Genomic DNA, 13055 nt, shown 5'->3' on the forward strand with positions numbered 1-13055 from the left:
AGAACAGTTGTTCATGTCGGCGAAAAGGTGGTCGATGGACGACACCGATAGCGGCCCCTACTTCGAGGACTTCGACGTGGGACGGGTGTTCACCGGCGCCGCGCGTACCTTCTCCGCGGACGTCGTCGCGGCGTTCGCGGAGATCAGCGGTGACCGGGCCGCACTGCACACCGAGTACGGCCGCACGCGAGACGGGCGACCGTTGGTCCACGGGCCGCTCGTCCTGGCCTCGTTCTTCGGCTGGCATCACGATCTCGGGCTGTCGACGCACGTGGAGGCGGCGTTCGGCACCGAATGGGACTTCGTGGCTCCGATCCACGTCGGCGACACGGTCACCTACGAGATGACTGTGACCCGGGCGCGTCGCACATCGGGACTGCGGTCCGGGGTGATCGGGCGGCACGTGACGGTGCGGAACCAGCACGATCAGGTGGTGCAGGAGGGGCGAACCTCCGCGCTCGTCACCGCACGGCATGCCGTCGACGACGGCGAGACCCGGCTCGGTCGATCGTTTCCGACGACGGCGTGGGCGCACGCGCTCGCGGAGCGACTGGAGGCCGCAGCGGCGTTCACGACGGCGACCGGCGAATGGGACGGCACGATCGGGCTCCGCTTCGGCGACGACACCGTGCTCTTCCGGGTGTACCGGGGCCGCGTGCTGGAGTGCGGAACGCGCACGCCGCACGCACCGACGTTCGTCCTCGGGGCGACCGATCTGACCTGGACGCGGCTGATCACCGGACCCGTCAACGATTTCACCGGACGGACGATGCGCGGCGAGTTCTCGGTGTGCGGCAGCGGGTACGAGTATCTGCGGCTGACCTCGGCGCTGGTGGCACTGGTGGACGAGGCTCGGGAGCTGGCACGGATCGGCAGTGCGGCGCCCGCGAACCCGGTGCGGGCCCGAGCGGTGGGTGAGGTGTGATGAAGGCCGAGTATCTCGACATCGGCGGTACGCGGTCTTTCGTGCTCGAGGAAGGGCAGGGGCGAGGGGTCCTCTGTCTGCACACTGCCGGGCAGAACGGCGTGCAGTGGCGGGACACGCAGTCCGCGCTCGCCGCCCGCGGCTATCGGGTGATCGTCGCGGATCTGCCCGGTCACGGGCGGTCGGAACCCGCGGCCGGCGGTCCGGTCCGTGATCTCGCCGAATACGCGACGTGGTGTGAGGAGCTCATCGACCTGCTCGACCTGGACCGGCCCTTCGTCGTCGGCTGTTCGATCGGTGGTGGAATCGCGCTGCAGTTGGCGGCACGGCGGGGCGGGCGTCTCGGCGGCGCCGTTGTCATGGCGGCGCACGGCGGGTCGGACGTGCCTGGAATGAGCGTGCGGGGTCTGGGCAGGGAACTGGTCGACGCCGCGGCGCCGAGCCGTTCCGACCGGACCTACTTCGGTACCCGTGCGGTCGTCGGACGGAGCGTGCCCGCCGCACGGGCCGAGCTCATCGCGCGCATGCACCGCCGGGAGGATCCCCAGGTGTCGACCAGTGACCTGATCGGCTGGGCGACGCACGACGTACGCGCGGCGCTGCCCACGATCGCCTGCCCGGTGCACCTGGTGGTTGGCGATGACGACCTGTGGGTCGATGTGCGCGACGTCCGCAGCACGGCCGCGGCGATCTCCGACGCACAGTGCAGTGTGCTCGAGGGCGTCGGTCATTACCCGATGGAGGAACTTGAGGACTTCGCGGTCCTGCTGCAGGAATGGCTCGACGACCTGGCCCTGCGATCCATCGGGAGGCAGCGTGAACACACCTGAGTCCGCGACGTTGACGGAGCTGCTCGCGGCCGGCGATCCGGCGTCCGTCGCGATCATCGACGGCGGGCCGGAACCGCGTCGCGTGACCCGTGAACAGTTGTGGCGCCGTGTCCTCGTGGTCCGGGACGAGCTCGAGGCCCGCGGAGTGGACGAAGGTGACTGTGTCGGCGTGTGGTTGCCGAACTGGTCCGACGCCCTGGTCTGGCAGTTCGCCGCCGCGGGACTGGGCGCGCACGTCATCGGGATCAACACCCGCTACGGCATTGCCGAGGTGGCCCACGTCCTCGACCACGCGCGGCCGAAGGTGCTGGCGGTGGCTCACGACTTCCTGGGACTCGACCTCGTCGGCACGCTCTGCGGCGCCGCGGAGCGGAGCGGTGTCCCGGTCCCGTCCGTGGCGGTGATCGCCGGGCCCGGCGGAGATGCGGTGTCGGGCACTGATCTCGCTGAGTACGACATCGGTGCAGGTGCGTGGACCCCGATGGGAGAGGCCGGGCCTGTGGAGCCGTCCGGCACCCTGCGGCACCTGCCGGACGCCCTGGCCGTCGCGTTCACGACGTCCGGTTCGACGGGCATGCCGAAACTCGCGGCGCACCGCGGCGGCGCGGTCGCCGAACACGCGCGGAACGTCGCCGCGGCGGGCGGATGGGACGCCGCCTCGGTGAGTCTCGTGGTCCTGCCGCTGTCCGGTGTGTTCGGGTACGTCCCCGCGATCACGGCCATCGGCTCCGGCGGTGCGGCGCTGCTCGAGCCACGGTTCGACCCGGACCTCGTGCTGCGGCACATGGCCGAATTCGACGTCACCCACCTCGCCTGCGCGGACGACGTCGTGGGCAGGCTCGCGGCCGCCTGGTGGGCACACCCGATCGAGCTGCCCCGGTGGCGCCGGATGCTGATGGCCGACTTCTACGGCGACTCGCACCGGCTGTCGGCGTGGGCCGAGGACGAGACGCATACGTCGGCGATGGGTGTTTACGGATCCAGCGAGGTGTTCGCCCTGGCCGCGTTCTGGGACCGCCGCGACACGGTGCCGGCGCGCTGGCGGGGTGGTGGCAGGCCGGTGTCCGAGCGGTTCACGGTCCGTGCGGTCGATCCGGTGACCGGCGAACCGCCTTCCGAGGGTGAGCCGGGTGAGCTGCAGTTCCGTGGCTATCCCGTCGTCGACGCCTACCTCGGTGACGACGACGGCGTGATCCGCGCCCGCTCGTTCACCGACGACGGCTGGTTCCGCAGCGGAGACCTGGGTGTCGTGCACGCCGACGGGAGTTTCGATTACCTGTGCCGCATGGGCGATTCGCTCCGCCTGAAGGGTTTTCTCGTCGAGCCCGCGGAGATCGAAGCGCGACTCGCCGAGCACGCGAGTGTCGCCCGCGCCAAGGTCGTCGGCGTGCCGCTCGCCGGCGAGACGCACACGGTCGCGTTCGTCGAACCGGATCCCGACGGCGGTGCCGTCGCCGACCCGGACGCGTTGCGGGCGTGGTGCGAGGAGACGCTCGCTGCGTTCAAGGTGCCCCACGACGTGCGGGTGATCGACGACATGCCGATGACGGCGGGGACGAACGGGTCCAAGATTCGCACGGCTGCGCTGCGGGAGCTGGCCGAGCGGATCGTGGCCGGTGACGGCCGGTGAACGCAGCCGGCCGTCACCCGCCTGCGGCGATCAGGACCGCTCCGCCTTCTCCTGCTCGTAACGCTCGGTCATCGTCGCCACGGCCTGGAGCTGTGCGGCGGCGTAGTCCTCGCGGGTGCTGCGGGCGCGCTGCTTCGCGGCGAGCGTCTGGTCCGCGTGCGAGACGGACCCGCCCTGGAAGTGCGGCATCACGTGCTGGGCGATGAGTTCGTAGGAGCGTTTCGTCGCGGCCGGGTTGGCCCATTCGTGGGCGAGCAGCAGCATGCAGCCGAACCCGCCCGACTGGTCCCACAGCCGCTGCACCTGGGCGCGGGCGTCGTCGACGGTGCCGATCGCGCCGACACCGGCCTCGTTGATGAAGTCGATCATCTCCCGTAGGCGGTTCCCTTCGACGGCCATCTGCGGGAACGCGGCCGTCTTCTGGAAGTAGTCGAACCACGTCTCGATGCCGTACTCGACGTCGCGGTAGGCCTGCTCGCGGGTCTCTGCCACGTGCATCAGCCCCACGAGACGCCAGTCCCGCCGGGAGACCGGCTGCCCGTAGTGGGCCGCCCGCTCCTCGACGACGCCCCAGTGGTGGGCGAGCGCGTCGAATCCGTCCTGCGTCATCGTGGCGCCGATCGACAGCAGCCCGGCTCCGTACCTGCCGGCAAGCCGGGGGCCCGTCGGGGAGGCGACCGCCGCGACGGCGATGTCGAAGCACGGCTCGGTGTAGGGCCGCAGGTGCAGCCGCGCGTCGACCAGGTTGTGCGTCCTGGTCTGCTCGGTGACGGCCTCGCCGCGGAGCAGTCGCATGATGATGTCGAGGTCGACCTCCATGAGCTCACGCGTGTCCGTCGGCGTGAGCCCCAACATCATCGAGTCGCTCGGCAGCGACCCGGGACCACAGCCGAGCATCGTCCGGCCGCGCGTCAGGTGGTCGAGCAGCACCATGCGCTCGGCAACCCACAGCGGATTGTGGTACGCGATCGAGGTCACGCCGGTGCCCAGCTTGATCCGCCGCGTTCGTTCGGCGGCCGCGGCCATGAAGATCTCCGGTGACGCGATCAACTCGGTGCCCGCCGAGTGGTGTTCACCGATCCACGCCTCGTCGTACCCGCAGGCGTCCAGATGTTCGACGAGTTCGAGGTCGCGCTGCAGTGCCAGCGTCGGGTTCTCGCCTGCGGGATGGAACGGGGCGAGAAAAGTGCCGAAGCGCAATCGGTCCATGGGGCTCTCCTTGAGCTCGTGGTGCTCACGGCGGTCCCTCCGAACGTAAGCCGGATCACATCCGGTGGTTGTCCAGATATTCGACACCTCGGCCGCCCCGACTTCCCGCCCGTACGGGTGATGTACGAGGGGGTCACGGTTGTCCATTCAGGTTTACAACCCTTAGTCTCATGTAAAGCCACGTCGAGGAGGTCTGTGATGAGCGCGAAGGCAACGGTGCCCGCCGGCTCGACGGAGCGGTGGACCGACCGCAAGCGGTACCTGTGGTTGATCGGTCTGGTCGTGCCGTCTCTGGTGTTCCTGGCGATCGGCCTGCATGCGGCGACCGGCTGGGGCGTGTGGCTGTGGCTGGGGCCCGTCGTGATCCTGATCGTCGTCCCGGTGCTCGATCTCGTGGCCGGGCTGGACCGGAGCAACCCGCCGGACGAGGTGATCGAACAGCTCGAGAACGACCGGTACTACCGGTGGATCACGTACGCGTTCCTGCCGATCCAGTACGCGGGATTCGTCGTCGCGCTGTGGATGATCATGCGTGGCGGGCTGTCCACCGTGGACAGTGTGGGGCTGGCGATCACGGTCGGCTGTGTCGGCGGCATCGGTATCAACACCGCGCACGAACTGGGCCACAAGAAGGAGAGCCACGAGCGGTGGCTGTCGAAGATCGCGCTCGCCCAGAGCTTCTACGGGCACTTCTACATCGAGCACAACCGCGGGCACCACGTGCGGGTGGCGACGCCCGAGGACCCTGCGAGCAGCCGGGTGGGGGAGAGCTTCTACCGGTTCTGGCCCCGCACCGTCGCCGGCTCGCTGCGTTCGGCCTGGCGACTCGAGCGCAAGCGCTACGCCAGGCGCGACCGGCATCCGTACCGGATCGGCAACGATGTGCTCAATGCCTGGCTCATGTCGGCCGTGCTGTGGGCGCTGCTGATCGCCTGGCTGGGCATCGGTGTGCTGCCGTACCTGCTGATCCAGGCAGTGGTCGGGTTCTCGCTGCTGGAAGTCGTGAACTACATGGAGCACTACGGCATGCTGCGGCAGCAGCGGGGCACACCCGGCCGGCGCCGGTACGAGCGCGTCGACCCCAGCCACAGCTGGAACTCCAACAACATCGCGACGAACGTGCTGCTCTACCACCTGCAGCGGCACAGCGACCACCACGCCAACCCGACCCGCCGCTATCAGACCCTGCGGGACTTCGCCGAGTCGCCGGTGCTGCCCACCGGGTACGCGGGAATGATCGTGCTCGCCCTGGTGCCGCCGCTGTGGCGGCGTGTGATGGACCCTCGGGTCCTCGAGCATTTCGACGGCGACATCTCCCGCGCCAACATCCAGCCGAGCAAGCGGGCGAAGGTCCTCGCCCGGTACGGGCACGCCACCACGCCGGAGGCGCCCGAGGAGATCACTACGCCGGAGGCGCTGAAGGAGGCCACGGCGCCGGAGGCGCCCGAGGCCACGGCGCCCGAGGCCACGGCGCCCGAGGCCACCGTGCCCAAGGCCACCGTGCCCGAGGGGGCCACGACGCCGGGGACCGCGAACGAGGCAGGGGGCGCCGACTTCCGTGGCGACGCGACCGGTGGGGGAATGTGTCCCGGCTGCGGGTACGTCTACGACGAGCGGACGGGGGACCCGCGGGAGGGCTTTCCGGCGGGGACGCCGTGGTCGGCGATCCCTGACTCGTGGTGCTGCCCGGACTGTGGGGTCCGGGAGAAGGTCGACTTCGTCGTCGCGGGGACGGCGCGGGCGTGACGCGGTTCGCGGCGGACCTGACCGGGGAGCGTCCGCCTAGAATGGTGATCATGGGTGACACTCTCGCGGCCGCGACGGCGGTCGGCGGTCAGTATCGGCAACCGATCGTCGTCGCGGCCATCGAGATCACGGCGCGTGAGGGCTGGGCGGCCGTCACGATGGCCAGGTTGGCCGAGAGTGTCGGTGTCAGCCGTCAGACGGTGTACAACGAGGTCGGGTCGAAGACGGCGCTGGCCGAGGTCATGGTCGGCCACGAGCTCGACCGGTTCCTCGCCCTGGTCCGCGGTGCGTTCGACCGCCACCCGCGCGACCTCCCGGGCGCGGTCTACGACGCAGTCAGGGGCGTGCTTGCTCTCGCCGCCGACAACGTGCTGCTGCGTGCCGTCGCGTCGGCCACCCACGGCGCCGACACCGAGCTGTTGCCGCTGCTGACGACGCGGGCCGACGCGCTGATCACCGATGCGACGACCCTCCTGTCCGAGCGCGTGCGGTCGTATCCGTCGGGCGTGTCCGATGAGCAGGTCGACGTGGTCGTCGACGTGGTCGTGCGCGCCGTCCTGAGTCATGTCATGCAACCGTCGGACACGCCGGAGCGCACTGCCGACGGCCTGGCGTGGCTGGTCCGGAGGGTCCTCGACGACGGTGCCTCGGGGCCCCCGCTGCGGTACGGCGGGCGCTGACCCGCGCGCTACCTGACCCAGCGGTAGCGGTGTTCGGGGCGGCCCGCCGAGCCGTAACGCATGCGCAGTTCGGCCCGGCCGTCGGCGCACAGGTATTCGAGATACCGGCGCGCGGTGACACGGGCGATCCCGGCGCGTTCGGCGACCTCGACGGCCGACAGGTCCGATCCCGCCGCGCGCAGTGTCTCGGCCACCAACCTGGCAGTCTCGGCGGTGAGGCCCTTCGGTAGCTCTTGTCGGGTGGTGGGCCGTTGGACCCCGAACACGCTGTCCACGTCACGCTGCGTGACCTGATCGACGCCGCTGAGCTTGTCCCTCGTGGCGGCGAAACGTTCCAGCTGTTCGCGCAGCGCGTCGAGGTCGAACGGCTTGATCAGGTAGTAGACGGCGCCGCCGTGCATGGCCCTGCGGACACTGTCGACGTCGCGCAGCGCGCTGATGACGAGCACGTCCGCGGGCGCAGTGCCGCCGGCCCCGCTCGTGGTCCGCAGCTGCCTGAGAACGTCGATGCCCGACATGTCGGGCAGGTAGAGGTCGAGCAGCACCAGATCCGGCCGGTGCGCCTCCACCGCCTCCAGCGCCGCCGCGCCGGTGTGCACGACCGCCGTGACGGCGAACCCGCGCATCGACGCGACACAGTCCGCGTGGTTGCGGGCCACGCGCGCGTCGTCGTCGACAACGAGCACCGACAGCACCAGGGCACCTCTCGTGGATCTCGGCGGGTCCGGGGCGCGGCGTCCGGCCGGGGCCGGACGCGCTATCGCGCATCTTCCCGTACGGGCAGGAACGCGCTGAACACGGTCTCCTCGGCGGAGTCGACGTCGACCCAGCCGCCCCACCGGGTGCATGCCTGGCGCACGAGTGCCAGGCCGAGTCCCCGAGGGGCGTATCCACCCGGTGTGCGGTCCTTGGTGCTCACGCCCGCGGTGAACACGTCGTCCCCGAGCGCGGGGTCGATGCCGGGCCCGGAGTCGGTGACCCGTACTTCCAGCAGGCGGTGGTCGTCGTCGTGCAGGCGGACGAGCAGTTCGACCCAGCCGGCGCTGCCGACGGCGTCGAGCGCGTTGTCGACGAGGTTGCCGACGACGAGCAGCGCGTCGTCTCGCAGGCGCTGCGGCAGGTCTGCGGGCACGTCACTGAGCGCAGCGAGCTCGAAGTCGACGCCCTGCTCGGCGGCCTGTGCGGATTTCGCCAGCACGAGCGCGGCGAGCGCGGTGTCGGCGACGTGCTCCGACACCCGGGTCGAGGCCTCGGTCGTCGTGGCCGAGAGCTCGGCCAGATACTGCCTGGCCTCCGGGACGGCACCCAGGTCGAGCATTCCGCTCACCGTGTGGATCCGGTTGGCGAACTCGTGGGTCTGCGCCCGAAGTCCGCCGACCATGGTGCGCACACCGTCGAGTTCACCGCCGAGCCGGACAAGTTCGGTGTGGTCGCGCAGGGTGACGAGCCTGCCCGTGCCCTGATCGCCGATGCGCACGGCCCGGTGCTCGCACACCAGGAGGCGGTCGCCGACGGGCAGGAACAGCTCGCCGGTCGTGTCCTCCGTGCCCGCCAGCATCGCACGCAGCCGTGGGTGCAGGCCCAGGTCGGCCGGGCTGCGGCCGACACAGTCGTCGGGCAGATCGAGCATCGTGCGTGCCGAGTCGTTGGCGAGCAGCACCGCTCCGTCGGAGTCGGCCGCGAGTACGCCCTCGGAGATGGCGTAGAGGAGGGCTTCCCTGCTTTCGAGGAGCTCGGTGATCTCCCGCGGTTCGAGCCCGTGCGTCTTCGCCCGGATCCGGCGCGAGATGAGCCACGCACCGCCCGCGCCGACGACGAGCGCGAGCAGCAGCCCCGCGCCGATCGTGGGCAGTGTGCTGGTGGCCGCGAGCGACACCCGCGAGGACAGCACGCCGACCGACACGTAGCCGACGACGTCTCCCGCCCGGGATTCCACGGGCACCCGGGTGCGCAGGGTCAGCCCGGCGGGACCCCATTCGGTCCCCGTCCAGGTGTTGCCTGCGAGCACGTGTGCGGGGTCGGTGTGCGGCCGCCCGCCGATCTGGGCCGGGTCCGGATGGGAGTGGCGGATGCCGTCTGCGTCGACGATCACGACGTAGCGCACCTCCGCGGCGCGACGGATGCGCTCGGCGAGCGGCGCGATGTCGCCGCGATGCCGGGGGTCGGCGAGGTAGTCCCGCACGCTCGGCAGCTCGGCGACGGACTGGGCGAGCGTCAATGCACGTTCGGTGTACTCGTCGCGCACCTCGCGATACTGATTGACCGTCCACAGTGTACCGGCAGCGAGCAGGGCTCCGAGCAGCAGAATCGTGATCGAGAGGAACAGGTACCCCGTCAGCGACAGCCTGGGACGGCCGCACCGGATGCGGCGGGCCGTCACGACGCCGGCTCCGCGACGGCCGCCGGTGATGCGGGTGAGACCAATACGACCATTACCGATCCAATGCACACAACGCTCGTGGGCGCGGCCACGCCCGGTTCATGATGTCGCAAATCGCCGTACATCCGGGTGAAACACCCTCCCCGGAGCGTGCCGGCGGGCGAACTCGGTGACCAACGGAGGCAGGAGAAGCGCCCATGCTCAGTATCGTCGGCTTCGGGGTGATCGCAGCGATATCGACGCTGCTGATCCTCGGCCGGATCGCTCCCGTCGTAGGACTGACCGTCATTCCGACGGTCGGGGCCTTCCTGGCGGGGTTCAACGCCGAGGAGATCGGCGAGTTCTTCGAATCGGGGCTCGCCTCGGTGTTGAACGTGGCCGTGATGCTGGTGTTCGCCATCCTGTTCTTCGGCATCATGAACGACGTCCGCCTGTTCAACCCGATGATCAACCTGATGGTGCGGATCAGCCGGGGGAATGTCGTCGGCGTCGCCATGGTCACGGTGATCATCGGGGTGGTCTGCCACCTCGACGGTTCCGGTGCCACGTCGTACCTGATCGCGATTCCCGCGCTGCTCCCGCTGTACAAGCGGCTCGGGATGAGCCCGTACCTGCTGATGCTGCTGCTCAGCACCAGCATGGCGATCCTGAACATGCTGCCGTGGGGCGGTCCGGTGGGCCGCGCCGCCGCGTCCACCGGCCACGACCCGATCGAGCTGTGGCAGGGTCTGATCCCGCTGCAGATCGTGGGCATCGTCATGTTGCTCGGCATGGCCGCGCTGCTCGGACTGCGGGAGAACCGGCGGATCGCCGCGCGGGCCGTCGCGATGACGGAGCCGGAACCGGTCCTGGCGGGCGCCCGATCGACCGGCACCGGTGGCAGCTCCGCGGGTTCCGGCGACTCCGCCGTTCCGGACAAGCCGACGAGCGGCTCCGGTGACTCGTCGACCGGCGCGGACGACTCCGTGGCCGGCGACGGGCACTCCGAGGCGGTGGCGGGCAAGCCGTACCGGCCCTGGTTCAACGGACCGCTCGTCGTGACGCTGCTGGGTGTCCTGGTGGCGGACGTGCTGCCCGCGGGTCTGGTCTTCATGTTGGGCCTGAGCGCCGCGCTCGTGGTGAACTACCCGAGGGTGTCCGACCAGATGGAGCGCATCCGCGCCCACGGCGGTGGTGCCCTCGGTACCGGAGCGATCATCCTCGCCGCCGGCTGTTTCCTCGGCGTGCTGGAGGAGTCGGGCATGCTGCGGTCGCTGGCGACCGACCTGATCAACCTGCTGCCGGACTCGGTCGTGCCGCTGTTGCACCTGATCGTCGGTGTACTCGGGATGCCGCTCGAACTGGCGCTGAGCACGGACGCGCATTACTTCGCGCTGTTGCCGCTCGTGCACGACGCGGCGGCCCAACTGGGTGTCGGTTCGCTCACGGTGGTGTACGCCGTACTCATCGGCAACGTGATCGGGACGTACATCAGCCCGTTCAACGCCTCGGTGTGGCTCGGCATCGGACTCGCCGGCGTCGACATGGGCAAGCACATCCGCTACTCGTTCCTGCCGATGTGGGCCTTCAGCATCGCGATGCTCGCGGTCGCCGTTCCGCTCGGGATCGTCGCGTTGTAGGTCGTCAGGCCAGGGCTTCGACGGCATCACGGACCGCCGCACCGATGGCGAGGTCGACGTCGTGCTGGATCCTGGCGGTGCGTTCGGAGGTCGTGAGCGCGGCGACCGCGACCCGGGACGTGCCGTACTCGACGACGCCGATCTCGTGGCGCAACGTCAGGAACGAGCCGGTCTTGCCCGCGATCCGGATGTCGTCGGCCTGGAGGTCGGCGCCGATGCGAGGGCTGGTGAGCTGCCGGGACATGGCCTCGCGCACGGTCGCGGTGGCGGCCGGCTCGGCGATGTCGCCGGTCCAGATGCGGCACAGGAGGTCGACGAGTGCGGCGGCGGATCCCACGGTCGCGCGGTGCACGTCGAGCGAGTCGATCACGTGACCGCCCCTCGGGCGGGCGCCTTCCACGGCGAGGCGGCGCCCGAGCGTGAAATCGGGTCCGGCGACCCGGGTCGCGGCCTCGTACATCAACTGCATCGGGTGGCGGACGTGGATCGCGTCCACGCCCCACTGGCGCAGCCGGGAGGTGACCTCGGGTGGTGGAACGAGCTCGAACAGCGCGTCCGCGGCGGCGTTGTCGCTGACGGTGATCATCTGGAGCAGCAGGTCGTCGATCGCGCACGTCGCGGGATGCCGGAACGCCGACAGTCCCGTGGGGCCGTGGCTGCGTTCCGCGGGCTCGAGGGTCACCATCGTGCCGCCGGCCAGCTCGCCCTGCGCGATCCGGTCGGCGACCACGAGGGCCAGCGGCACCTTGGCCACGGAGGCGAGCGGCCAGGGCCGGCCGGGGTCGACGCAGAGCTGGCGGCCGGTGTCGATGTTGCGGGCGACGAATCCTCCGTGGACACGGAGGTCGCGCCAGCGGTTGCAGATGTGGTCGGCCAGTTGGAGGAGCTCGGCCGAATCGCCCGACATCGGCGGTGTGGTCACGTCCGCTCCTTCGATCGCAGTGGCGCGCGGCCGGGTGCCACAGCGCCGGGTGAGCCGGAGTCGGGCGCCCCGGAATTGGGTGAGCCGGAATTGGGTGAGCCGGAGTCAGGTGAGTCGGAGTCGGGTGAGTCGGAAGGACTCGGCACCGGGGTGTCCGGTTCGGCGGAGACGGCGGCGCCGAGCAGGTCCAGAGCGTGCGTCCGCAGTGGACCACGGGCGAGCGCGGCCGGCAGGGGATCGCGTTCGGCGAGCCGGTATCCCCGCAGCATCGGGGGATCGGCCAACGGTGCCCACGACAGACCGTGCCGACGAGCCTCGGCCGCGGTGCAGAACAGGTGCGCCCGGCCGGCCAGCGCCTCGGCGAACGCGATGTGGGGTGGCTTCGCCCGCAGCAGCGCGGGCGACAGGCCGGCGGCGTCGGCCGCGGCGTGGAGCCGTTCGCCCTGCGGGGGCTCCAGATCGTGCGGCAGTACGAGGACGGGACGTGCGGCGGCCCCGCGCCGAGGCCGCAGCCCGCTCAACCGGACGGGACGGTCGCTCCCGCCGGGTGCGGACGCGGCACCGAGCCGCACCGTCCACCGTGCCGACGCGGGCTCGCAGCGGACGATCGTCCAGGAGCTGTCGGCGGGTGGCTCACCTCCGTTGTCGCATGTGAGGTCGACGGCCAGCTGCGCGTCGTCGAGCAGCCGCAGCAGCCGGGCGAGCGCGGCGGGATCCGACTCGGAGGGAGCAGCCAGCGTGACGATCGCCGGGTCGGCGTCGCGGATGGTGCGCACGAGATGATCGGCCTGCTCGACGAGATGGCGGGCACGTGGCAGCAGCGCCACGCCGTCCGGTGTCAACGCGATCTGCCTGCGTGATCGGTCGACGAGTTCGACGCCCAGTTCGCGCTCCAACGTGCGAAGGCGACGGCTCAGCAGCGGCTGGTCCAGACCGAGTCGCAGCGCTGCCTCCGACACGCTGAGTTCCTCGGCGACGGCGACGAAACCGCGCAGATGCAGCACCAGATCCACAGTGCACAGTATCGCGTACGGGCGGAGTCGTGTCGTATGTCGCGCCGACATGGGCTCATGCGTGTGCGTCCTTGGACGGGCGGGCCGTCTCGGTGCCATCG

At 70.4% G+C, this 13055-nt stretch carries 11 protein-coding genes; 6 read left to right on the forward strand and 5 right to left on the reverse strand.

What is annotated here, in order from left to right; translation table 11 throughout:
- Positions 1-34 precede the first annotated feature (34 nt).
- The 3 genes from LY40_RS25900 to LY40_RS25910 are packed head-to-tail and all read left to right on the forward strand — an operon-like array spanning position 35 to position 3385.
- The gene (locus LY40_RS25900; RefSeq protein ID WP_183786895.1) at positions 35-925 is read left to right on the forward strand and encodes a hotdog family protein; all 891 of its coding nucleotides are present in this window, start codon (positions 35-37) and stop codon (positions 923-925) included.
- On the forward strand, positions 925-1755 hold the full coding sequence (locus LY40_RS25905; RefSeq protein WP_258938448.1) for an alpha/beta fold hydrolase: 831 nt from the start codon (positions 925-927) through the stop codon (positions 1753-1755). Before LY40_RS25900 ends, LY40_RS25905 begins: the two co-directional genes overlap by 1 nt.
- Positions 1742-3385 carry an AMP-binding protein gene (locus LY40_RS25910; RefSeq protein ID WP_258938449.1) on the forward strand — a complete coding sequence of 548 codons (1644 nt, stop codon included), beginning with the start codon at positions 1742-1744 and terminating at the stop codon, positions 3383-3385. The genes LY40_RS25905 and LY40_RS25910 overlap by 14 nt, the downstream gene beginning before the upstream one ends.
- Positions 3386-3415: 30 nt before the next feature.
- On the opposite strand, the gene LY40_RS25915 is transcribed toward LY40_RS25910, so the two are convergent.
- A complete protein-coding gene (locus LY40_RS25915) occupies positions 3416-4594 on the reverse strand; it encodes an LLM class flavin-dependent oxidoreductase (RefSeq protein WP_183786892.1) in 1179 nt (392 codons plus the stop codon).
- A gap of 195 nt (positions 4595-4789) precedes the next feature.
- On the opposite strand from LY40_RS25915, the gene LY40_RS25920 reads away from it, so the two are divergent.
- The gene (locus tag LY40_RS25920; RefSeq protein ID WP_443687895.1) at positions 4790-6340 is read left to right on the forward strand and encodes a fatty acid desaturase; all 1551 of its coding nucleotides are present in this window, start codon (positions 4790-4792) and stop codon (positions 6338-6340) included.
- Positions 6341-6381: 41 nt separating this feature from the next.
- Entirely contained in the window at positions 6382-7020 is a 639-nt protein-coding gene (locus LY40_RS25925; RefSeq protein ID WP_183786931.1) for a TetR/AcrR family transcriptional regulator, read from the forward strand.
- Positions 7021-7028: 8 nt separating this feature from the next.
- Here LY40_RS25925 and LY40_RS25930 read toward each other — a convergent pair whose 3' ends face one another.
- Positions 7029-7715, reverse strand: a complete 687-nt coding sequence (locus LY40_RS25930) for a response regulator (RefSeq protein ID WP_183786890.1) — start codon at positions 7713-7715, stop codon at positions 7029-7031.
- A 62-nt stretch (positions 7716-7777) separates the two neighbouring features.
- A complete protein-coding gene (locus tag LY40_RS25935) occupies positions 7778-9400 on the reverse strand; it encodes an ATP-binding protein (RefSeq protein WP_221213560.1) in 1623 nt (540 codons plus the stop codon).
- A gap of 197 nt (positions 9401-9597) precedes the next feature.
- Here LY40_RS25935 and LY40_RS25940 point away from each other — a divergent pair, with 197 nt between their 5' ends.
- Positions 9598-11019, forward strand: coding sequence for a CitMHS family transporter (locus tag LY40_RS25940; protein ID WP_258938451.1), 1422 nt, complete (start codon positions 9598-9600; stop codon positions 11017-11019).
- A 4-nt stretch (positions 11020-11023) separates the two neighbouring features.
- Here the strand turns inward: LY40_RS25940 and LY40_RS25945 are convergent, their stop codons facing one another.
- Together LY40_RS25945 and LY40_RS25950 are read right to left on the reverse strand one after the other, a co-directional pair.
- Positions 11024-11941 (reverse strand): serine hydrolase, encoded by a 918-nt coding sequence (locus LY40_RS25945; protein ID WP_258938452.1) that lies wholly within the window; start codon positions 11939-11941, stop codon positions 11024-11026.
- Complete coding sequence (locus tag LY40_RS25950; protein WP_258938453.1) at positions 11938-12954, reverse strand: LysR family transcriptional regulator; 1017 nt, start codon at positions 12952-12954, stop codon at positions 11938-11940. The genes LY40_RS25945 and LY40_RS25950 overlap by 4 nt, the downstream gene beginning before the upstream one ends.
- Positions 12955-13055: the final 101 nt, after the last annotated feature.

This window comes from Prauserella salsuginis (assembly GCF_024648885.1).
Taxonomy (GTDB): domain Bacteria; phylum Actinomycetota; class Actinomycetes; order Mycobacteriales; family Pseudonocardiaceae; genus Prauserella; species Prauserella salsuginis.